A 21,935-nucleotide genomic window follows, 5' to 3' on the forward strand; every position below is an offset into this window, starting at 1 on the left:
TGGTCGCCAATTGCTATCACGCGAGAGTCTCCCAACCCCGCGCTGGCCTCCTGAACTCGGCCAGCGCAAGTCACTGGAGGACGCAAGGCCGTGGGGATGTCCCATGGAGTTTCGGTTTTCCTGACGGCCGCATGTATTGGGCGGATGTGCGGTTTGTCGGCACGGTCGAGCAGGTTGAAGGGGGTCGGGTGAAGGAGTTTGTCGAACGGGCGGTTTTCAGCAGTCGTATTTGTGGGATGTTTAAGTTTGCGATTGATGCGTCATTAAGTTGTCTTTTTACCGCTTGTCTAAAGTGTTAATTCGAAAACACCAAAATAATGACACCTACATCACCCTGTCACACAATGCCCAAATAAAGGCGCCCACAAAAAGACCTTCGGTAAGCGGCAGTACCAGCTGACCTTTCACGTCTTTGATGCGCCGTGACAAGGGAGTGTAGGTCGTGAGCCGAGCCGACGATATTTTTGTGTTGTTCGATAAGAACACTGCCAGTAATGATCATGAGACGACTTCGATGCGGCACTTTTTCGAAGATGTCCCGGTCGACGAGAGTACCGCCCCCGGCATGGGAGGGGGTCCGTCGTTTTCGCGTTATGCCCCCTCAGCCAATGAACAGCCGCAACCGGCCAATGCCACTGCGCGCCACGCCAGAGTGGTGGCGTTGGTGTCGGTCAATGGTGGTGTCGGCCGCAGTACCCTGGTGACGGCATTGAGCAGCGGTTTACAGCGTTTGGGGCAGTCGGTGCTGGCCCTGGACTTGGACCCGCAGAATGCCTTGAATCATCACTTTGGCTTGAATCACGCCTTGCCCGGTATCGGTCGCACCAGCTTGCGCAATGAGTGTTGGGATCAGCTTGTCCAGTCGGGTTTTTGCGGCTGTCGGGTGGTGTCTTTTGGCGAGACGGATATCCATCAACAAGACGACCTGCTGCGTTGGTTGAAACAGGAGCCGGGCTGGTTGGCGCAGCACCTGTCAGGCCTGGGCTTGGGCGAGCAAGACATCGTGATCATGGATACCCCCGCTGGCAATAATGTCTATTTGCACCAGGCATTGGAGGTCGCCGATGTGGTGTTGGTGATTGCCCAGGCGGATGCTGCGTCCTTGGGTACCCTGGAGCAGATGGACCTGTTGCTGGCGCCGCACCTTGAGCGCAATCCGCCGCTTCGTTGTCATTTTGTGATCAACCAACTGGATGAGACTTCAGCCTTCAGCCTGGACATGCTCGATGTGTTCAAGAGGCGTCTTGGGGACAATCTGCTGGAGGTAGTGCATCGCGACTCGGCTATCAGCGAGGCGCTGGCTTTTGGCGATGATCCGCTGGATAACGAGGCCGCCAGCATGGCCTGTGACGATATCCATGAGCTTTGCCGCCTGCTGATCAGCCCACGAATCTTGCCCTGAGTGGCCGGGTTATGCCGTTACCGCCAGATGCTTATGCACAATCTGGTGGTTGGAAATGGGCTGAAACAGCCACTTTGTAGCGCTGCACTCATTGGGCTGCAACTGCCTGTTTTGCGTGCGTTTTATTTGTTGAACAAAAAATGATCAGTCAGCATTTTGCTCTGTAGCGCTTGCTGCTACGGCCTTCGCCAGAATTTCATCAACAGAGTTATCCACAGGCTGCGGCTGGAAAATCTGCCCCTAAATCGCGCTCGGCCAGCACCATCAGGTTGCGCGGGGTCAGCGCCGTTTCGCAGAAGCGGCCCACCTGCACGCTGTAGCCGTTTTGCGCGAGAAACAGAGCCAGATCCAGCACCAGCCACATTTCCAGCGGGCGCCGAAACAGGCCGCGCACCAATTCCAGGTTTCGCACCTCGGCCAGGCGTTGCCAGCCCTGCGTTTCCAACGTCGTCCAGTCCTGTTCGCCTGTGGATAATCCCTTGAGCGCTGCCAGTTCCTGGCAGTAATCGGCGAAAGGCTTGCCCAGCCAACTGCTGGGCAGCGACGGTGTTGGTAGGTAGTCATCACGCCCGCGCAGTTGCCGTTGCAGCTGATCAAACCCCAGGCGCCTGGCCATTGAGATGTCCCGTTGCTGGCGGACCCTGGCGCCGGCGGTGACGGTTTCGCTCAACGGCAAGCCGAGCTCTTCCACCGACAGGCGCAAAGCCGAGCGTCGGGCGGGGTCGGACAGCGGCTGGTACTGCTCGGCGCTGATGCGGTTATAGCAGCAAGGAGCCACGGCCATTTGATTACAGCCAGCGGTGCTTGCCAGTTGCATCAAGCGTACATGCAGGTCGCCGCAAGCGTGCAGGGCGACGGGTGTGTGTTTGCGGTTGAGTTGCAGCGCGGCATCCTCGGCCATCACATCCTGCTGGCAATGGCTCGTGGGCAATCGATGATGCTTGCTCAGGGCCATGCCGGCAGCGATCAGGGCGGGGTCGTATTCCAGGCACGTCAGTTGTTGTCCTGGTTGCAGCAGCCTGCGGCCGAGATGGCCTTTGCCCGCGCACCAATCGAGCCAGTGTGTGGAGCTGTCGGCAAACTGCAGGGCGGCGCCGAAGGCCTCGATCTGCTGCCACTTGCGGCCGGGAACGTCTACGTTCAAGCGCGGTGGCGCAGGAGCAAGGGCAGCCGTCGGCAAGTTATCCACAGCACTAAGCGTCCGGGATTGGGCTGCCAACTGAGGAAACGGTGCGGGTGCTGGCAACGTATGTGGCTGGTTATGGCTGCTCTCGGCCTCGGCCAGGGAGCGTCGGCGCAGCCATTGGGCCAGCTCGGGATGCCTGGCTTCCCACGGCAATTGCAGATGGGTAAAGGGCCGTGGCTGCCACAGCCCTTGATGTTCGGTGAGGAAGGCATCCAGCGCCTGGAAGCGGGCGAGCAGGTACTCACCCGTCAACCGGGTTTCAGCGTCCCTGGCAGGCATCGACCCGCAACCAGCTTTCCAGCAGCTTGAAGCCGCGTACCAGGATGTAAGCCATGAACAGATAGAACAGCCCGGCGGCGAAGAAGATCTCCACCGGCAGGTAAGTGCGGGCAATGATGGTACGGGCCATGCCGGTCAGTTCCAGCAAGGTCACGGTACTGGCCAGGGCGCTGGCCTTGAGCATCAGGATCACTTCGTTGCTGTAGGCCGGCAGGCCGATGCGCGCCGCCCTAGGCAGGATGATGTAGAACAGCGCCTTGGGCTTGGACATGCCCAGGGCCCGCGCTGCCTCGATCTCACCCGGTGGAATGGCCTGGATTGCGCCGCGCAGGATCTCGGCGATATAGGCGGCGGTGTGCAGGGTCATGGTGGCGGTGGCACACCAGAACGGGTCGCGCAGATAGGGCCACAGGGCGCTCGCGCGCACGGCGTCGAACTGCGCCAGGCCGTAATAGACCAGGAACAACTGCACCAGCAGCGGCGTGCCACGGAAGAAGAAAATGTAGCCGTAGGGCAGGGCACGCACGTACCACAGGCGCGACGATCGAGCGATGCCCAGGGGGATCGCCAGCAGCAGGCCGACGACTACGGCAATGGCCACCAGCTCCATGGTCAGGGTTGCGCCCTGGGCCAGTTTGGGCAGCCATTTGATGATAACGGTCCAGTTCAGGCCCAGGTCGAAATGCGACAGCCAGCTGTAGTCCCCGTTCATTGCGTGCTCCTCGCAAAGCCGCGAGCGGCGCGTTTTTCCAGGAAGTACATGCCGGTCATGGCCAGGACGGTGAGGCCCAGGTACATGAAGGCGGCGACCATATAGAACGTGAAGGGCTGTTTGGAAACGCTCACGCCGATCTGCGCGTGGCGCATGATTTCTTCCAGGCCGATCACCGAGACCAGCGCGGTGTCCTTCATCAAAATCATGAACAGGTTACCCAGCCCCGGCAGAGCGATGCGCCACATTTGCGGCATGATCAAACGGGTGAAGATTCGGAGCTTCGACAGGCCCAATGCAACACCGGCTTCACGGTGGCCCTTGGGGATTGCCAGGATCGCGCCACGAAACACTTCAGTGGCGTAGGCGCCGAAGCACAGGCCCAGGGCGATCACCCCGGCGGCGAAGGCGCTGAGGGAAAGGTCGGGGTTGCCGAAAAACTCCCCCAGGGCCCGCATCATATTGACCGTGCCGAAATAAATCAGCAGTACCCACAGCAGTTCGGGAATGCCACGAACCAGCGTCGAGTAAGTGCCGCCAAGCCATTGCAGCGACTTGTACGGGGAAGTCTTGGCCAAGGCACCGGCCAGGCCGAGTACCAGCCCCAGGCACAGGGCCGTGAGTGCCAGTTTGACGGTCATCAGCGCGCCGGCTGCGAGCGCCGGGCCGAATCCGTAGAGATCGATAGTCATGGGTGTTTATTCATATCGCGGCAGGCATTGCGAAGGACCGACGCGCTCAAGCGAGCGCGCCGGGCAGGCAATTCAGGATCATTCGATACTGAAAGGGAAGTACTTGTCGTTGATTTTCTTGTAGGTACCGTCGGCCTTGATTTCCGCCAGAGCCTTGTTCAGTCGCTCGCGAAGCGGGTCGCCTTTACGCACGGCGATACCGACCTTGTCGCTTTCTACCACGGGCTCGCCCTTGAACTCGTAAGCCTTGCCGGCGTCGGTCTTGAGCCAATCGAATTGCACGTACTTGTCCGCCAGAATCGCGTCAACGCGACCGGAAGTCAGGTCGAGGTAGGCGTTTTCCTGGGTGTCGTAGAGCGTGGTCTTGATATCGTCGCCCAGGTTATCTTCCAGCCAGGTGCCGGCCAGGGTCGCACGCTGCGCACCGATGGTCTTGCCTTTGAGGTAGGCCTTGTCGGTCTTGAAGTCGGTCGTGGTTTTAGGCGCGATGAACTGCAGCTTGTTGGAGTAGTACGGGTCAGTGAAGTCGACGGCTTGCTTACGCTCGTCGGTGATCGACAGCGAAGAGATCAGGAAGTCGAACTTCTTGGCGTTCAGGGCCGGGATGATGCCGTCCCAATCGGAGACGTACACTTCGCATTTCTCGACTTTCATCTTGGCGCATAGGGCGTCGCCGATGTCTTTGTCGAAGCCGACAACCTGGCCGCTGGCGTCTTTATTATTGAAGGGCGGGTAGGCCGCTTCGATCCCCATTTTCAACGTCTCGGCTGCAGCTGTGGCGCTGAAGGCCATGGTGACGGCGGCGGCCAGGAGGAATTTTTTATAGTTCTGCATGCATGTTGCTCCGTTAGCGGTTGCTGGACATGAATTGTTTGCAGCGCGCCGAAAGCGGGTTGTCGAACACCTGCTGTGGCGATCCTTGCTCTTCGACCAGGCCCTGGTGGAGGAACACCACTTCGCTGGACACCTGGCGGGCGAAGCCCATTTCATGAGTGACCAGCAGCATGGTGCGGCCTTCTTCGGCCAGCGCGCGGATCACATTAAGTACTTCCTGGACCATTTCCGGGTCAAGGGCCGAGGTAGGCTCATCGAACAGAATGACTTTGGGCTGCATCGCCAAGGTACGGGCAATCGCGGCGCGTTGTTGCTGGCCGCCGGACAACTGCGCGGGGTAGGCGTGGCGCTTGTCGCTGATGCCGACCTTGGCCAGCAGGGCTTCGGCGACTTCGATGGCTTCGGCTTTGCTCTGGCCGAGCACCCGGCGCGGGGCCTCGATGATGTTGTCGAGGACGCTCATGTGCGGCCACAGGTTAAAGTTTTGAAACACAAAACCGATTTCGCTGCGCAGGCGGTTGATCTGTTTACCGTCGGCCGCCACCAGCTCACCGTTTTTCGCGGCCTTGAGCTTGAGCTCTTCGCCAGCCACCAGAATTTGCCCTTGATGGGGGTTTTCCAGCAGGTTGATGCAGCGCAGGAACGTGGACTTGCCGGAACCGGAGGAACCCAGGATCGAGATCACATCGCCGTCGCGAGCGGTCAGCGAGATGCCTTTAAGCACCTCCAGCTCACCGTAGCGTTTATGCAAGTTGCGGATTTCAAGCGCGGGCGTGGCCTCGGCCATGTGGGGTCCTCATTGTGTTCGTTGCGTTCCTGCTGTTGGGCCGCCTTCCTGGCGAGGCGCCAAGCTAGCATAGCGTCTGGATGACAGCCAACAGCGTTACCAGGGGTAAATCGGCGGTGTGCGGCAGGTTGTCGCATCGGCGCAGCAGTGTGTCGCGCCATCAACAACCGAACAGCCGTTTGAACCCGATTCGCCCAAGGCTTCGCGTAAAAAAAGGCGCGATGGTGCCAGCTTTGGCCGGGTGTTGGAAGGGTTAAACGGGCAAACGGTCCCTATCAGCCCTCTAATGGGGCGCCACGTACTTTTTATGTGTGTTCTTGGTGCGTTCATTCGTTCTTGAAGTGAGTCGCCGGGTAACGTTGTGGCGGATTGCCAGTAATCTCAATGACTTGCGGCGGATGACGAATTTCCTTACAGCCCGCGACAAACTTGGCTTTGTTACATTTTGGCGCAAATCTTGCGTAAAAAATAAAGAACGCTCTGTTTGTTTCTTTTCACGAGAAAGACGGCAGACCGAGTGGACCGTATTCGCAATTCCTCGCAAAGGTGTGTCAATGAGTCGTACGCAAAGCTCCAATGACCTCGAACAGGGGCTTAAACCACGGCATGTCACCATGCTGTCGATTGCCGGTGTGATCGGTGCCGGTTTGTTTGTCGGCTCCGGCCACGCGATTGCCGCAGCGGGCCCAGCGGTGCTGTTGGCCTATGCTGCTGCCGGGACGCTGGTGGTGTTGGTGATGCGCATGCTCGCCGAGATGGCCGTGGCCTCGCCAGACACCGGCTCGTTTTCCACGTACGCCGACCGGGCGATCGGTCACTGGGCGGGCTTCACCATTGGCTGGCTGTACTGGTGGTTCTGGGTCTTGGTGATTCCGCTGGAAGCCAACGCCGCCGCGACTATCTTGCATGCCTGGTTCCCGGACGTGGCGATTTGGGCATTCACCCTGATCATCACCTTGCTGCTGACCGCCACCAACCTGTTCAGCGTGAAGCACTATGGCGAGTTCGAGTTCTGGTTCGCCTTGATCAAAGTCGTGGCGATCATTGGTTTTGTAATCCTTGGGATTCTGGCGATTTTCGGCTTCTTGCCGGGCAGCCAGGTCAGCGGTGTCTCGCACCTGTTTGACACTCAAGGTTTCCTGCCTAACGGCATGGGCGCGGTATTGGCAGCGATCCTGACCACCATGTTCTCGTTCATGGGCACCGAGATCGTCACCATCGCGGCCGCCGAATCGAAGAACCCTGGCCAGCAAATCTCCAAGGCCACCAACTCGGTGATCTGGCGGATTGGCCTGTTCTACCTGGTGTCGATCTTCATCGTTGTCGCACTGGTGCCGTGGAATGATCCGGCGCTGGCGGCTGTCGGTTCCTACCAGACGGTGCTGGATCGCATGGGCATTGCGAATGCCAAGCTGATTGTCGACCTGGTGGTATTGGTCGCGGTAACCAGTTGCCTGAACTCGGCGCTGTATACCGCTTCGCGGATGCTGTTCTCGCTGAGTCGTCGCGGTGATGCTCCGGCTGTGGCCAAGCGCACCAACAAGAGCGGCACGCCTTATTGGGCGGTGTGGTTGTCCACTGGTGCGGCGTTCCTGGCGGTGTTTGCCAACTACGTGGCACCGGCTGCGGTATTTGAATTTCTGCTGGCCAGCTCTGGCGCCATCGCGCTGTTGGTGTATCTGGTGATCGCGGTGTCGCAACTGCGCATGCGTCAGAAGCGTATAGCGGCGGGCGAGAAAGTTGCCTTCAAGATGTGGCTGTTCCCGGGCCTGACCTATGCGGTGATCGTGTTTATCGTCGGCGTGCTGACAATCATGCTGTTCCAGGAAGCGCACCGCGTGGAGATCATGTCCACCGGTATCTTGAGCTTGCTGGTGGTTGCGGCGGGGCTGTTTGTGTCTCGTCGGCGCAGGGGCCAAAAGGTGGGGGCTGCAGTGCTCAACTGATGGGTTGAAATACCCTTTGCCGCGCAATGCGAAAACCTGTGGGAGCCGGGCAAGCCGGGCTCCCACATTTGTTTTGTGTTAACTCTCTGAGTTGGTCAGTGCCTGGGATGCCGCCAAGTAATCGACCTGAAACTCCGGCGATTCAACCCACGCCAACGCCGCCGCTTGATCATCGCTATCGGTCGCCCACTGCCGATACTCGATCAGCGCCGCGATGATAAAGTCGGTCGCTTCTTCTTCGCCTTCCTGCTCCAACACCAGTGCCAACAATGGATGTGCCAGGAACGCCGCGCACAGCGCCTGTTGACTGGTTTCGCCAGCGTTGCGCATTTCCACAAACAGCTCGGTCAAATCCACCGATTCAAGATCAATGCGGCTGTCGTCGCCGTCAAAGGCATCCTTGGGCGCGCCGGCTCGCTGGGTGCGGTTCTGCTTGGCCTTGGCTTTTGCCCGGTGGGCGCGTTTTTGCTGTTTGTTCGGCGAGGCCATGGGCTCACGTCCTTGGGTCAGGATCTGGGTGGGCTATTGAAGCGCAGCTCTGCGAAAATCCCAAGGGTTTCTAGGTACGATCCATCACTCGGCGCCCCGGTGTATCTGCGGCCAGTTCGCCTTGTCGCAGCCACGCCAACGCAATCGGCCACAACCGGTCCTGATATTGGCTGCGAAAAAACGCGAAATGCCCGACTGCCTCTTCGCCAATATCCTGCGGCGCAATCCGCAGATGCGTGCGCTCGCCCGCCTTGAAATAACCCAGCAGACGCTCGATGGCCGCCACCGTCCCAAACGGATCATCGGTAATGCTGATCGCCAGGATCTGCGCTTTCACCCGTGAGAATGGCAGCTCGCCCAAGGCACGCCCACTAGGCCGTCCTTCATAACCTGGCGTCGGCGTACTCCAGTCGCGCACTACGCCTGCAGGCGTGTCCTCAAGCCAACCCAGCCGCTTGCCAGGGAAGTATCCACAGAGCGCCGTCACCAGCGGCATCACCACATGCCACTTGCCAAACATCCACCAGCGCCCGCTCGCTTCATAGTCGCGCCAGTAAGCAAACTGCGCGCCTACCGTCACCAGTCGCCGAATCACCGCCCCTGAGGCCCCGAGCCCTGCCGCGCAGCCACCAAAACTATGGCCGACCACATCAATTGGTTGCCCTGGAAACTCCCGCTGCGCTCGCTGCAATATCGCCTCGAAATCCAGCACGCCCCAATCCGACCACGACGCCTTGAACCCGCGCAACGAGCCGCTGCGTGATTCGCCGATGCCACGGTAGTCGTAGGTGATCACGTCAAAACCGTGAGTGAACAGGTAATCGGCAAAGCGCGAATAGTGACGGCAACGTACCGACGTGGCGGCGTTGATGATCACTACGGGGCGTTCGATGTCGGTGCGAATATGGCGCCAGGTAAAGCCGCCGATAAGGTGACCGTCGGTGGCGGGCTCGCTGAATGTTTCGGGTTGCGGTCGGGTGGGCAGGTTCATGGCGGCTCGATCCCTTGCGCTTTCGTTGGGGCTACAGAAGCCCATGCGCAGTTTTATAGGAGATCGAAGCTAACAAATTTCGCACGCCAAAGGCGTAGAGATTTTACGACGCTCGACCTTGGTCCCGCAGATGCATAGGCTGACAGCCTTTCGCCCCATCCGAGACGCCCCATGACCCGCGACACCCTCGAACAAAACCAGATCCCGGTCTACTTCGTCGCCGTGCTGCTAGCCGCCGCCCTCGGCCTGCTGGTGCCTTCGATGGCTCAAGGCCTGGGCGCGCTGGTCACGCCGGCCATTGCGGTGCTGATGTACGCGATGTTCCTGCAAATCCCGTTTCTGGACCTGCGCGAGGGCTTGAGCAACAAGCGCTTCATGTCGGCGTTGCTTCTGGCTAATTTCATCTTGATTCCGCTGCTGGTGTGGGCGCTGACCCGTGGGCTGGTGGAGCACCCGGCGATGCTGGTGGGGGCGTTGCTGGTGTTGCTGACGCCGTGCATCGATTACGTGGTGGTGTTCACCCATATAGGCAAGGGCGATTCGCGCTTGATGCTGGCAGCGACGCCGATTCTGTTGCTGCTGCAACTGCTGCTGTTGCCGGTGTATTTGAGTTTGATGCTGGGGTCGCAGTCGGGCGTGGTGGTTTCAGCGGGGCCGTTTGTCGAGGCATTCCTGTTGCTGATCGCCGCGCCGATGCTGCTGGCGGTACTGACGACTTCCTTGGCCCGGGGATCAAAAGCCATCAGCGTCTGGAACGATGCCTGGGCCTGGTTGCCGGTGCCAGCAATGGCATTGGTGTTGCTGGTGGTGATCGGTTCGCAGATCACTTCGGTGGTGCGCGATATCGGCCTGCTGGCGCCGGTGATCCCGGTGTATATCGGCTTCGTGTTGCTGGCGCCGCTGATGGGCGCTCTGGCTTCGCGGTTGCTCGGGTTGCCTTCGGTGACGGCGCGGGCGGTGACGTTCAGTGCATCGACCCGCAACTCCCTGGTAGTGCTGCCCCTGGCGCTGGCGTTGCCTGAAGACATTCGCGGGTTGGCCGCCGCCGCGGTGATCATGCAAACGCTGGTGGAGCTGGTGGGGGAATTGATCTATATCCGCCTGATTCCGGCGCTGGTATGGCCCGCAGGTCGGTAAGCGGGTGAGTGTTCAGGATCGTTCAATGAGAGTCTGCCCCAGACCTGGTTATGCATAGGGCCTATCCAGTTGCTCTGGTATGAAGCCTTTTTCCCGAGACGAGGTTTTGTTCGCGCGATTGATGAAAACTTTATCCTTACCCAGCCCCGATCTATCAACGAATATGGGCTAGTGAATCGCAGACAACAAAAAACCCGCACTAGGCGGGTTTCTTGTGTGCTTTCAGGTGTGCTTGGCATCACCTGAAAACGAAAGGTGGTGCCCAGAGACGGAATCGAACAACTGTCTACAGGTCACGTATTTAAAGGGTTTGTCTTTGGTCGATATATAAATCTACTCACAAATCTACTCTCTTTTCAGAATGCTGCTCTGTTTTGAACCTGCCGGCGGCGACCGAAACCGTGCTGATTTCCTCTGTCGATGCCCGACGAGTGGTAACGCCATCTTGATAAGCCCGCCCAAGTGCAAAGGTATGGCCATCACCACCACTCCTTTGATGGATCAGTCAAAAAGTGGCCCGATTATCTCGTTCCTCACTTTTGAGGAGCCATCGCCACACTTTTGCGGCGATGGTGCTGGCGCCGTGTGGCAGTTCCACCACACAGAGGCGTTCTTGCCATTCCCCGCGCCAGCACCACCCCGGATCAGGGTAGTGGTCATTCATGGGGTGTTTCGCGAACGGGTGGTGTGCGGGATTATCCATAATTAACCTGACCTCCCATTCCGGTATGGCAGGTACTTGAAAAACTACCGAGGCTCCGGCGGCTCCCTTTTCCGGCTACAAGCGCATTTCCCTGATGACGCGCCTTGGCTCAGCTCCCCGTGAAAGGGCGCGCCGGGCGTCCTTGGTGAGCTGGTCGAGCGCTTGCTCCTCGAATGCTGCCGCCATTGCGCTGGCCTTCCTGACGATCAGCAGCGCCAGCTCCGGCGGAAACACCACCTTGTCGGCGGGTAGATAATCACAGTCAATAACGGACACGGCTCTATCCTCGGTACGCGGTGGGTGCTGGCGCCGGAATGAAGCGGGGCCAGCAGATGACCTGCAGATGTTACCAGCGGAACGTGAGCATCTACCTGGAATCCGGGGGTTGGCCAAGCTGGCAAGCTGAGCGGTTTCCGCTCCAGGGTGAACAACTCGTTCACCACCTGCTCCGGCCTGCTGTCAGGCCGCTGGAAGCCACGGCAAATACTTGACGAGCATCTAGCGACAGGACACCACATTTCACGCTGGCGGCGGCGCGCTGCGTGGGCTGCGGGCAGTTTGCCCGTGGTCTGTCGGCGAAAATTCGTCTAGGGTCTGTCTAGTATTGCCTGGCGCGCTAAGCATTTTTCTGGCCCGGTATTTCACCACCCCATCCCGCCAGCCCGGGCTTGATATTGATCGAGCAGTTACCTTGACGGCCGCCTCTAGAGTTTTAGACGAGGCTGGTGCTGGTCAGACAGCCCGAATGCTCGCAAAGCCTTGATCTGCGTGGCTTTCAGCGCTCCAGCCGCTGATGGCTCCGGGTAAATCCGTCAAGACCTGTCAAGAATTTCGTCAAGGCTGGTCAAGGATTCGGCTCTCGGAGCCGCCCGCCACGGGTATGCCCCAAATTCTGGACGTGGTGGGTATCTGGACTGTTACGCCGATCTGTCGGAGCCCTTGATCGCTGGGGCTCCCGGCCTGAATCAGGTTGCGTGCCGCGGCGCGATCCGTCCAGAGCCTGTCCAGAATCCTATCCAGCGTCAGGACTGCCCCAGGCTGCCGGCGACGGTAAGCTCAGCAATGCCCTGGCGAATGAACACCAGGTTCTCATCGAGCGTTTCCAACGCGCCGCGCACGTTGTTGGCAATGTCTGCCGATCCGCGCTGCTCGACCCAGCAGGAAAGCCCCTCCACTGCGGCGCCCAGTGCGAGCTGGTTTTGATTGAGGCGGTCGAACAGGCTGGCTATCAGTTTGGTATCCGTCATGGTGGCTCTCCGAGTTTCAATGAAGCGTAGCACCGGCGCCTGGAGAATCGTCTGGGGTCTGTCGGGGGTGTGAGACGGCCAGACAGCCTACTTTGACGCAGCCCCCACGGAATAAGCCTCAGACGCCCATCCAGCTTGGATTCCGTCTCATGCCTGTCTCACATTCCGTCAAAGTGTGGTCAAAGTAAAAGCCGGCCCAGGGTATAGGCATAACCCATCACCTTGTGCGCTCGAAACCGTGTTGATTCCTACACAGAGTGTCGTTTTCCACACGCTTGGACCTGACAAAACCTGACAGGGAGTCGACCGAGGTAAAGCGAGCGAATGGTGGTTTTGATGTGGTCATTCATGGGGTGTTTCGCGAAGGCGGGCAGGTTGCCAGTGGAAACCACTGCAAAACCCTGGAAACCACAGTGGAAACCAGCGCCTGGCAACCATAACTTTTGATAACAGGTTGGCGGCTTGGTTCGCACCTGGTTCGCGTAAGAGGGTGCGAACCAGGAGTGCGAACCTCAGTGCGAACCTGCTGCCGGTACGCACCCAGAATACGCATTAGCGGTGCGCAATTTGCGCAATCGCTGCGCAGAAACCGGTGGGCCATTGCTGGCGCTGGAGCCTCTGCATCATCGCGCTGACATAACTCGATCTGCTGTTACACCGGCTGTTACACGGCTCCAGTGCGTGAATATGCTGCGTGAAACTCTGCGTGAAATCTTGCCGGGGCGATGCTTCGCGCAGGCCAGGTGCGCGATGGGCGTGCGCGAAACACTGCGCAACACGCGCCGGCCGAAACTGGGCGCCAGCCTTACGTGGGGTTGTTTCGAGAATCGGGCGTCTTGATGGTTGTGCCCCGTCCATAGTGCGCACCTGGCCCGGCCAACGTCCTAGGTGTCCGCTCCGCACCAGCGCGATACCGTGGATACCAGAGTGGATACCGTGACTGTGATGCCGCTGCCTACTGGAGGTCTGGCTCGGCTTTTATGCCCAACGCTATTGCCGCACGGTGGGCCTTTCCGCGATACCCCTTTTTCGCTCCCGACAAAACCTGATACGTGGTGGCGGGGTCGAGGTCATGTTGGCGGGCGAACTCCTGGACACTGATGCCGTGGGCGCGCAGCCAGGTTTTAGCCTCACTTGGCGATCTGAGTGTTTTCATCGAGCAGTCCAAATTGGTATGAGTTTGCTCAATTCTAGCTCTTCGTTGGGCCTTTGTAGTCGGGTGAAATAGCCTGATCTGGTAAGCGCCAGCGACTTAACAAAACTTAACCTTTTTTCGCGGCCAGAACCCGCCGCTGGCCTGCCGAAGCTACTTGTCAAAACTTGACATCGGAGCGGCGCAGGAACCTGTCAAAACCTGTCATCGAGCAAGCACTAGAACCTTACAAAACCTTACATTGGATCGAGTGCGAGGCCCGGCGCGATGTTGACAAATGTTGACATCGGATCGGCTTGGAGCGGATGAGAGCGCTCGCGGCCTGTTAGCAAAAGTTAGTCCCTGGAAACGCCCCTTGGCCCACCGACTGTTAACGATTGCTGACGGAATCGAAATTAGGCGATGGGAAGTTTCACGACAAAAACTGTCCCTTGATCTGCGTTAGAGCTGACATCGATTGAGCCGTTATGTGATGCCACGATCTCTGAGGCGATGAACAGGCCCAGTCCGAGCCCCTCAGTCGGTCCGTGATCAATTGCAGCTCTCTGAGAGAAACGCCCTAGAGGATTAAATATAAACGGGAGTACGTCCTCTGGTATGGGCTCGCCATCGTTAAGGACGGTGAAAATAGCGCACCCCTCAAAGGTCTCTAACTCCACCTTGATAGGGAGTTGATTATTTCCATGATGTACAGCGTTGCTAATTATGTTAGAGAAGACTTGCTCCACTCTGGCACCGTCAAATTGCCCGTTAACTGGGGCTTTCGCTTCGAACAAGATCCTTGCCTCAGGATGAAACGCTCTGATCTCTTCGACGACTCGTTCGCAAAGGGGCGAAAGATCTATATTCGCCGGTTTGACAGGTATGCCTGGCCCCATCTGGCAACGTGTCAAATCAAGGAGATCTCCAACGATTTGGCTGGCTCGACGCACGCTTGTATATATCTGATTGGCAACTTTGGTTGCCCTGGCACCGGTCCCTTCTAAGCGCCTCAACACGTCGGCACCCAGCAAGATCGCCCCAAGGGGGGTACGCAGGTCGTGGCCCAGAATGCCTAAAAACACGTTTCGTGACGCCTCAACCGCTCGGGAGTAGCTGGCGACGGATTCTGCGAGAGCTTGATCGATGGCCTCATGGAAGCGGGTCATGTCGTCAACATTAATCGGCGTGCCGTCCTTAACTTGCCTCATCCACTGACTGACGACGCTCGTTCTCAGGGCTCGATATTCCGACACCATTTGATCAATCGTGAATCCAGCCATTAACCGCGTCATTGCATGAATTTCAGCTGCGGTTTCTTCATCATCTAAAGGGGCTTGGCCTTGAGACTTCGCAGCTTGCTCTCGCTTTGTCTGCTTTGTTCGCAAGTCACTGACTATTGCCAGCAACATCTGTTCAGCATGATCTCGCAAAGCCTCACTATCGAGGTCTGCGCCTGGCGTTTCAATGGTTCTGGCGAAATCTTCCCAGGCCTGCAGAATCGGCTCAAGGTTCTCTAGAATGAAATCGGGCAGGCGCATGTCGGTGATCCTAATTGGATACGAGGCAGGTGCCAGCAGGAAAGCGAGGCTGCGCAGGTACGGTGTGAGCGGTGCTGGGCAGTGTAGGAGGTTATTTATAGCTTTTAAAGCTCGGCCCGTACTAGGCCCGCTTTGTCTATACGCATGATCAAAGCGTCGCCAGCTTTAACGCTGACCCTGACCTCTTGCGTCCATTGCTTAGAGCACCCTTCCGAAGTACGCGCCGAGAGGGTGTGAGATCCGAATGTAAGCCCGAAGATAGATGGTAACCAGGCGTGGGTGGTTACTTTTGGTGGTTACCCGAGTGGTTGCCGGTGAAGCAGCGAAACAGACGACTTGGTCTGAATGAGCCCATATCGTCTGTCTCAGAGCGTGACAAAGCCGCCCGAAGGCGGCCCTGTCTTTTCGCTACAGCGTGGTTGGGAGGATGTCTAAAACGCCGTCCCCGCTCGTTGATATTCGGTAGCTTTTCACCTTCCCGCCGGTGACGATTGTTTCTCGCTCCTGCCTCTCGGCCCCCATCCCGCAGATGCCGCCTCCTTGGTAGGCCGCGCCGACAACAACAGACCCCGCTGGAACGTGGAGGGCAACCCTCTCTCCAGGCTTGAGTAATGCCGCCACTTTCCCGTCTACGAAAAGGCCTACCGAGCAAAGACTTCCCGTATGGCCAGAGTCTCGGGTCACCGATAGCGTACCTGTACCTGGCGCATCTTTCTGGTATGCAAGAACCCTTTCAGGCGGCACCGCAACAGCGTTTTTGATTGGCACCGGGGAAGTAGCACAGCCCGCCAGCAGGGCGGCAAATAGTGCTGTTGTGGCTATCCTGCGCATACATCGTCCTCCGTTGAAAAAGGCAATTTACCATCGTCGCTACATCTGGTCTTCGGCGTAGATAGCGGCGCTGATAATCGCGCCTCCTACCCGCCGCTTGCCGTAGCAGAGCGGTACCGGGTTACCGGATGCCGTGGTGTTGCGTGCTGAGCCAAATGCATAACCGGGAGTATTCTCTGGTGCGGCACTGGTTTTGAGGCCGCCGGCCTGGGGGCTAAGCATTTGGATAATGCCACCGATCGCCATGGCCGCGCCAACTTGGTAGAGGAACGGGGAGGCTGCCGCGAACGGGGTGAATGAAAGCACAAAGGCAGCAGCGATCAAGACAGACCCAATGATGGTTTGCAATGAGCCTCCGCGCTTGCTGCCGGTAATTACCGGCGCAATCGTGATGTCGCCGGTACCACTGAAGTTCAGTTCGCTCTCCCCGATGTTTCGCTTGTCTCGGAACACGGCGAACTCCAAGCCTCTGGACTTTGCGTTCGAGAGGTAGCGTTCAAAGCCAGGGATCTGCACACACAAGGCTTTTACGGCTTCCGCCGGTGTGCGCACGGCCAATGGATAGGATTTGCCGAACTGGCGGAGGGCACCGCGAAGTTTGAAGTTGATGACTGGCGTGTATTCGATCACTGATGCGGCCATAGTTTATTTCTCCTACTTGTCGTTGGTGGCGTGGGTTGGTACTTCGGCGCCGATCTGCATGGCGAGCATCATTCGGGATGCCATGGCGTCGTCACGGATAGCCTTTTCGCGGCGTGGGTCAGGGTTCCACGCCCAGCAATGGATCGCCTGGTAGGCGCGAGCCCCACGGAATGTCCCGCGCAATAGGTCGGCCGAGATCCCTCCCTCGTCCTCTGTGAAAAATGGCCCGTCGATGGTCACCTTCTGCCCATCACGGACGTGTTGCACTTCCCAGACGAGGTAGCCGCCATTCATGTTTGGGGCGACGGCAAAATCCATGATTTTGCACGCCTCCGCGAAGCGCTCCCGGTACGTAGGCGCCTGGCCCGTTGTGTTGCTATCTTGGTCAGTCATGTTTTCCCCTTTGCGCCGTTGGCGCTGGTCATGGGCTGGTGCCCGGTGGTGTTACTCGGTGTCGCGCCACGTTTTCGTGATTCGCAAAACGTGGCGCGGAAAATGGTCAGTTGCCGACGATGCTCAGGGCGGGCGGTAGCTTTGGGCCGAACGGCGCACCCGGGGCGAATGGGTCGGGTAGTTGGTCTTCCGGGCATTCCCTGATGAACCTGATCATGGCGGCGTGGCAGGCGCGATACAGCGGGCCACCGGCGCCCCATTCGTCGCCCTTGCGGTCGGCGCTGTCCTCCAGTTGGGATAGGTAGGCCACTCCGCGAAGGCTGGTGTCACCGTCTGCGATAGCCCGATGACGATGTACTGGGTTGACGCTGAGCAGGTCGCACATCTGGTCGAAGCCCAACGCCTGCGCCAGCCCCTCACGGTCGAACATCAGTGATTGGCCAAACCCAGCAAGTGCGCTCCACGCTCCGCTGCGGGTGGCCTCTTGGTGTTCTTGGGCTCGCTCCTCCAATTCAGCAATGGTTTGCCGGGTGAAGGGGAGGAATGCTTTCAACTTGCCCGCCTGCCGGCGTAGGGCTCGCCGTTCACCGCGGATAACGTCGAGCTGGTCAGCAATGGCGCGGCAGATCCGCCGGGTGGTGATGAGCTGCGTTGCGGCGCTGATGCCGGGTTTCATACCGATGTTGCACAGGCGTGTGATAAGGCTGGGCGTCATTGGTGCGCCTCCATAGGTGTGGCGTCGTAGCAGGCGCGCAGGTCGGCGCCAACCATGCAATGGCGGCCGGTGGGTGCGTAGCAGCTCCGACAAACCATAATGTGGGTGAGGTACTGGTCACGGGTTTGCCGCCATTCGGGCGTGGCGGTGGCTGCGCTTGCGTGTGGGCTTGTGAGGAGCCGGGGAGTGCGCTCGACAGGGTTGGCCAGCACCAGGCGTGGGCGAGGCCGACTATCCATTTTTGGCGTGTCGGTACTGGCAATGGCTGGCGGCATGTGATCAAGCAAGCCGGAAAGCAGACTCATGGCGTTACCTCGGCCTGATTGCTCCATTGCCCATATGTGTCTCTAGAAAAAAATCGGGGGAACGGGGGAACAGTGGGAACAGCCAGTGTTTTCGGGGCTTTCAGAGGGGGGTTCTGTTCCCCACGTTTTTTTGTGGGGAACAGTGATAACCAAATACTCGGAAACGCGGACACGCTTATATTCAAAAACATGTTTGTGTTCCCCCTGTTCCCCATACATTCAATAAGGGGGAACGGCCACAGCCCACGGTTTTACTGGCTGTTCCCCCGTTCCCCCTGTTCCCCACGTTTATAGGTTCCTGTGAACTCGGGCATTCATACTTGGTGGATATGGTGGTCATGCGCCGCCCCCTTCGCTGTCCATGGCTTCTGGATCGATCACGTACAGGCGCGCCGAACCGCCGGCGGGGATGCGGTACTTTTTGGTTTTGCGGCTATCGCGGTCGGTGTCGCGTTTGGCCAGGGCACCGCCAACCTCCAGTGCCTTGACCACGCGGGTGAGGCCGAACCCATGGGCGGCCTCGATCAGTGCGGACTTGTTGAACAGATAGAGCCGCTTGCCGGCCACCAGCTCCCAGTAACCGGCGCGGTTGAATACCTTGGCATCCACCTCTGCTGCGTCGACATCGGAGAATCGGCTGCTGCCGTGCTTGTCGATAAAATCGATGATGCCGGCCAGGATCTGGCGGTCTTCTGCGTTGCCCCCGCCGACACGGGAGAGCCATTCCCCGTAGAGCAAGCGGCAGTCGGAGAGGGCGGTGCCCGGCTCCCATGGCAACAGGCCGTAGGCGATGGCCATCTCGCCCGCCAGCGCGATCACGGCGAACCGGTCGGCCACGCGCCCGGCCTGGGCGTTGTCCTCGACGAACTGGGCGCGGATGCCGTCAAAGTCACTGAGCAGCCCGGGCTTATCGTCGGCGGCGACTAGGCGCTCCACAAACGCTGGTCCAAGGTGGCCGTGGTGGGCGCCGACCGCTACGGTGAGCTGCCGGTGAAAGTCCGCTCCCTCAAGTCCGTGCAACTCGTCAAAGGCCCGGTGTGTGCGGGTACCGGCGTTCACGTCGACCATGCGTAACTCAGCGCCAGCGTGGGCGGCATTGCCGGATATGGCCGCGTGTTCAGAGAGTGAGCGCTCTCCGCTGGAGAGTGTCAGCAGGCGCCAGCTCAATTTGGCGCGGCCTTCGCGCTCACGGGTCATGGTGCCTTTGCCCTGGCCGTTGGCGAGGGAGTAGGCCATTTCCTGTACGCGCTTGGGGTCGGCGCGCTTTATCTCATCCAAGGGCAGGATGGTGTCATTGCGGCTCGACGCTTCGATCTCCAGGCCGCCCTTGGTCATGTCCCAACTGGCGGCGAACACGCCCGGGTCACCCCATACCGACGATCCGATCAGTTGCGCCAGCGACTTACCGCTCGAGCTATCGCCCACCAGGTGAACGCCACCGCCCAGCACGCCGACCAAACTCAGCAATGGGCCAGCCAGTGAGCAGCCGATCGCCAGTGTCAGCACTGGGTTACCCGCACACTTGGCGGCCACCTCCGATTGCCACAGCGTCAGCTCGCCGCGCCGACTGAAAAGTACCTGAGCCTTGTTGCTGGCCTGGTACCGCACATTGGCGCTGCCGATGGTTCGCCCAGGCAGCACGAACGCGCCCGACTCATGCCAGCCTGGCCGGCTGGTGGTGGCAAACACTTCTGCAGGATGCTGGTCGAGCAGGTACTCCATGAACGTGCCGCGTTTCTTGAGGGCGATAATGACGCCCATCCCGAACAAGGCTCGCCGGGCGTCCTCGCCGCTGCCGCCGAACACTTCCATGGCGATGATCCATTCCTTGATGCCGCCCTCTGTGACTAGGCGTAGCAGCCGGCCCTCGCTGCCATCGTCGCTGTTGGTGGTGCGGGCGACGACGGTGACGGGGCTGGAGATCCACTCATCAGTGATAGGCCGGTCGCCGGTATCGCCCTCGGCGTCGTCCTGGTCAGCGGCGGCGCGCTTGAAGCTATGCCAGTAAACGCCCGGGCGCAGCTTGCGGCCCTTCTCATTGATTACCCAATGCTCGTACACCGCCCAGCAGGGGCGATCTGGAGCAATGATCGCGGCGTCCGGCCGAAGGTTGATCACGTTGGTGTCAGGCTTGGACATGGGCGAGTTTCCAGTTGGCGAGGTCGTTGAAGTCGGTGAGGTCATCGGGAGCGCCTTCCGGCCACTCAGGGAAAGCCACTTGGCCACCCACCGCCGCCGCCGCTGCGTTTGCCGCTGCGCGCCCCGGGTTGCCATCGGTGAGCCGGTCGTCGTCGCCGGCGATGACGATTGGCTGGCCCGGGTAGCGAGCGCGTAGGCTCATCGCCGCCGGGATCAGGTTGCCCGCGTTCATGGCAGCGGCAACGACATAGCCGCCGTGCTGGTGGAGGCTGGCGGCTGTCGCCCACCCTTCGCAGATGCAAAGCACAGAACCTGGCTCGATGATGCCCAGCGGCGAATAGGCGCCCTTGATCCGTCCGCCGAACAGGAAGCGCTTGTCGCCGTCCGGGGCAATTCGTTGCAGGTTGACCAAGCGCCCATCCAGGTAGAGCGGGATCAGCAGGTCAGTGCCACGCTGGCGCAGGCCGTAGGAGCGAACTGCCTTGGCTACCAGATACGGGTGGTCGGGTGAGGCGCGGCGCGCATTGCGCCACCAGTGGTTAGCCTTCTCGGCGGCCTGCTGCTGGCGCCGGTGTTGCTCGGCTTCGCGCTGGCGCCGGGCCTGGTCAACTCGCTCGCGGATCTGGGCCGCTTCGCGGGCGTCCACCGGTTCGCGACTACACCAAGTACTGGTGCCACCGGCCTTCCAGCTACCGAACGCGCCGGACGCGATACCGTCAGCAAACAACGTGTACCAGCCATTGAACGAGCCGGCCTTGTCGCCAGGGACGTGGAAGCGGTGAATGATTCCGTCTTCCACGGGTAGCCAGTCGAGCGGGCCATAGACGGCCTGGAGCGCATCACGGAATAGGATCGTCACGTCTGTCATGCGGCCCCCTTCGGCGGGGTAAACCGCTTGGCCAAGTTCTCCAGTTTCTGAGTCAGGCGCTCCAGCTCATCGCAGTGGCGGCCTTGGTCGCCTTCCGAGATACGCAGCTCCAGGAAGCCGACCAGGGTTTCCACCAGCAACACATAGCTGGCGCTGTCGATGTGGGCGCCAGCAGTGGGTGGGCCGCCACTGCCCTTGGGTTTGATTGGGGTCACGTTACCCATGAGTCACCCCCTCGGCGCTCGAATAACCGACCCAGGCGGCGCCGTCGAAGCGTTGCAGGCGCACGTCGGCCAGCGGCACGTCGCCAGCAATGGCAAACCAGTTGATGGGTGAGGCACCACGCTTGCGTCCCACAGATTCCAGCTTGCGGCGGGTGGTGCTGGTGATACCTGCGTACTTGCAGGCATCCACCCAACTCATCAGGCGCGCGTCGTCGGCAGGAAGGGAAAACCGGGCACAGCCAAACTCGGCCAGTTGCTCTGCAAAGGTCAGCAAGCGCGGACCATCCGCCCCCATGACCATCTTGGTCGCGGTGCCCTCCCAGCGTTGTGCCTTGGAAAACCACACTAGCGGAGGCTCATGCTCGGCACCGGCGTTGTTTGGGCGAAGCGATCCAGACGTGAGGATCAGCGGCAGATGATGATGTTCGGTCGTGTAGTGGTGAACCATGATCACTGGCCACCTCCTTGGCGATCAGCGCCAGCAAAGGCCCGACAAACTTGACCGTTGTTCACTCCGTGCCAGTGGGTAATGTCGTCAATTGCTTCAACCAGGCAGGCCGTCACCTGAGCATCCGCGCTTCGCATAACGACACGCCCGCACTCGGCGTCAGCCTCTGTTAAGAACGGCCCCAGCAGTGCCTTTGGCACTTTTGGATGAGTCACGTAAAACAGCTCGGCGGCTTTCTTCAGGCAAGCCGATCCCGTCGACGCAGATGCGCCGTTTTGAATTTTCATAATTA

Annotated in this window: 25 protein-coding genes; 4 read left to right on the forward strand and 21 right to left on the reverse strand. The window is 59.6% G+C overall.

Annotation, left to right across the window (positions count from 1 at the left end; all coding sequences use genetic code 11):
- The first annotated feature begins 442 nt into the window (after positions 1-442).
- Positions 443-1,402, forward strand: coding sequence for a cellulose biosynthesis protein BcsQ (gene bcsQ / locus FQ182_RS04635; protein ID WP_149411350.1), 960 nt, complete (start codon positions 443-445; stop codon positions 1,400-1,402).
- A 208-nt stretch (positions 1,403-1,610) separates the two neighbouring features.
- On the opposite strand, the gene FQ182_RS04640 is transcribed toward bcsQ, so the two are convergent.
- The 5 genes from FQ182_RS04640 to FQ182_RS04660 form a co-directional block, all read right to left on the reverse strand.
- Positions 1,611-2,867 (reverse strand): methyltransferase, encoded by a 1,257-nt coding sequence (locus FQ182_RS04640; RefSeq protein WP_149411349.1) that lies wholly within the window; start codon positions 2,865-2,867, stop codon positions 1,611-1,613.
- Positions 2,848-3,537, reverse strand: a complete 690-nt coding sequence (locus FQ182_RS04645) for an ABC transporter permease (protein WP_149411370.1) — start codon at positions 3,535-3,537, stop codon at positions 2,848-2,850. The genes FQ182_RS04640 and FQ182_RS04645 overlap by 20 nt, the downstream gene beginning before the upstream one ends.
- A gap of 38 nt (positions 3,538-3,575) precedes the next feature.
- A complete protein-coding gene (locus FQ182_RS04650; RefSeq protein ID WP_149411348.1) occupies positions 3,576-4,271 on the reverse strand; it encodes an ABC transporter permease in 696 nt (231 codons plus the stop codon).
- A 78-nt stretch (positions 4,272-4,349) separates the two neighbouring features.
- Positions 4,350-5,105: an ABC transporter substrate-binding protein gene (locus tag FQ182_RS04655; RefSeq protein WP_133103118.1), complete on the reverse strand. Its 756-nt coding sequence runs from the start codon at positions 5,103-5,105 to the stop codon at positions 4,350-4,352.
- 13 nt (positions 5,106-5,118) lie between these two features.
- Entirely contained in the window at positions 5,119-5,892 is a 774-nt protein-coding gene (locus FQ182_RS04660) for an ABC transporter ATP-binding protein (protein WP_149411347.1), read from the reverse strand.
- 554 nt (positions 5,893-6,446) lie between these two features.
- Here FQ182_RS04660 and gabP point away from each other — a divergent pair.
- On the forward strand, positions 6,447-7,838 hold the full coding sequence (gene gabP / locus FQ182_RS04665; protein ID WP_149411346.1) for a GABA permease: 1,392 nt from the start codon (positions 6,447-6,449) through the stop codon (positions 7,836-7,838).
- 78 nt (positions 7,839-7,916) lie between these two features.
- On the opposite strand, the gene FQ182_RS04670 is transcribed toward gabP, so the two are convergent.
- Positions 7,917-8,327: a hypothetical protein gene (locus tag FQ182_RS04670; protein WP_149411345.1), complete on the reverse strand. Its 411-nt coding sequence runs from the start codon at positions 8,325-8,327 to the stop codon at positions 7,917-7,919.
- 70 nt (positions 8,328-8,397) lie between these two features.
- Positions 8,398-9,318 (reverse strand): alpha/beta fold hydrolase, encoded by a 921-nt coding sequence (locus FQ182_RS04675; protein WP_149411344.1) that lies wholly within the window; start codon positions 9,316-9,318, stop codon positions 8,398-8,400.
- A 171-nt stretch (positions 9,319-9,489) separates the two neighbouring features.
- Here FQ182_RS04675 and FQ182_RS04680 point away from each other — a divergent pair, with 171 nt between their 5' ends.
- A complete protein-coding gene (locus tag FQ182_RS04680; protein ID WP_149411343.1) occupies positions 9,490-10,455 on the forward strand; it encodes an arsenic resistance protein in 966 nt (321 codons plus the stop codon).
- A 472-nt stretch (positions 10,456-10,927) separates the two neighbouring features.
- Complete coding sequence (locus FQ182_RS04685; RefSeq protein WP_149411342.1) at positions 10,928-11,164, forward strand: hypothetical protein; 237 nt, start codon at positions 10,928-10,930, stop codon at positions 11,162-11,164.
- 69 nt (positions 11,165-11,233) lie between these two features.
- Here the strand turns inward: FQ182_RS04685 and FQ182_RS04690 are convergent, their stop codons facing one another.
- The 14 genes from FQ182_RS04690 to FQ182_RS04755 form a co-directional block, all read right to left on the reverse strand.
- Entirely contained in the window at positions 11,234-11,434 is a 201-nt protein-coding gene (locus FQ182_RS04690; protein ID WP_149411341.1) for a hypothetical protein, read from the reverse strand.
- A gap of 746 nt (positions 11,435-12,180) precedes the next feature.
- Positions 12,181-12,405, reverse strand: a complete 225-nt coding sequence (locus FQ182_RS04695) for a hypothetical protein (RefSeq protein ID WP_149411340.1) — start codon at positions 12,403-12,405, stop codon at positions 12,181-12,183.
- 955 nt (positions 12,406-13,360) lie between these two features.
- On the reverse strand, positions 13,361-13,561 hold the full coding sequence (locus FQ182_RS04700; protein ID WP_088424333.1) for a DNA-binding protein: 201 nt from the start codon (positions 13,559-13,561) through the stop codon (positions 13,361-13,363).
- A gap of 392 nt (positions 13,562-13,953) precedes the next feature.
- The gene (locus tag FQ182_RS04705; protein ID WP_149411339.1) at positions 13,954-15,078 is read right to left on the reverse strand and encodes a sensor histidine kinase; all 1,125 of its coding nucleotides are present in this window, start codon (positions 15,076-15,078) and stop codon (positions 13,954-13,956) included.
- Positions 15,079-15,486: 408 nt separating this feature from the next.
- A complete protein-coding gene (locus FQ182_RS04710) occupies positions 15,487-15,909 on the reverse strand; it encodes a hypothetical protein (protein ID WP_149411338.1) in 423 nt (140 codons plus the stop codon).
- Positions 15,910-15,948: 39 nt separating this feature from the next.
- Positions 15,949-16,551, reverse strand: a complete 603-nt coding sequence (locus tag FQ182_RS04715) for a tail assembly protein (protein WP_149411337.1) — start codon at positions 16,549-16,551, stop codon at positions 15,949-15,951.
- A gap of 12 nt (positions 16,552-16,563) precedes the next feature.
- Entirely contained in the window at positions 16,564-16,944 is a 381-nt protein-coding gene (locus FQ182_RS04720) for a hypothetical protein (RefSeq protein ID WP_149411336.1), read from the reverse strand.
- Positions 16,945-17,050: 106 nt separating this feature from the next.
- Entirely contained in the window at positions 17,051-17,659 is a 609-nt protein-coding gene (locus FQ182_RS04725; RefSeq protein ID WP_149411335.1) for a hypothetical protein, read from the reverse strand.
- Positions 17,656-17,964, reverse strand: a complete 309-nt coding sequence (locus FQ182_RS04730) for a hypothetical protein (RefSeq protein ID WP_149411334.1) — start codon at positions 17,962-17,964, stop codon at positions 17,656-17,658. Before FQ182_RS04730 ends, FQ182_RS04725 begins: the two co-directional genes overlap by 4 nt.
- A gap of 336 nt (positions 17,965-18,300) precedes the next feature.
- A complete protein-coding gene (locus FQ182_RS04735; RefSeq protein WP_149411333.1) occupies positions 18,301-20,103 on the reverse strand; it encodes a DUF927 domain-containing protein in 1,803 nt (600 codons plus the stop codon).
- Positions 20,090-20,971: a toprim domain-containing protein gene (locus FQ182_RS04740; RefSeq protein WP_149411332.1), complete on the reverse strand. Its 882-nt coding sequence runs from the start codon at positions 20,969-20,971 to the stop codon at positions 20,090-20,092. Before FQ182_RS04740 ends, FQ182_RS04735 begins: the two co-directional genes overlap by 14 nt.
- Positions 20,968-21,195, reverse strand: coding sequence for a hypothetical protein (locus FQ182_RS04745; protein ID WP_149411331.1), 228 nt, complete (start codon positions 21,193-21,195; stop codon positions 20,968-20,970). Before FQ182_RS04745 ends, FQ182_RS04740 begins: the two co-directional genes overlap by 4 nt.
- Positions 21,188-21,649 (reverse strand): hypothetical protein, encoded by a 462-nt coding sequence (locus FQ182_RS04750; protein WP_149411330.1) that lies wholly within the window; start codon positions 21,647-21,649, stop codon positions 21,188-21,190. Before FQ182_RS04750 ends, FQ182_RS04745 begins: the two co-directional genes overlap by 8 nt.
- Entirely contained in the window at positions 21,646-21,930 is a 285-nt protein-coding gene (locus FQ182_RS04755; RefSeq protein WP_149411329.1) for a hypothetical protein, read from the reverse strand. The genes FQ182_RS04750 and FQ182_RS04755 overlap by 4 nt, the downstream gene beginning before the upstream one ends.
- Positions 21,931-21,935 lie beyond the last annotated feature (5 nt).

It is taken from the genome of Pseudomonas sp. ANT_H4 (genome assembly GCF_008369295.1).
In the GTDB taxonomy this organism is placed as follows: Bacteria; Pseudomonadota; Gammaproteobacteria; order Pseudomonadales; family Pseudomonadaceae; genus Aquipseudomonas.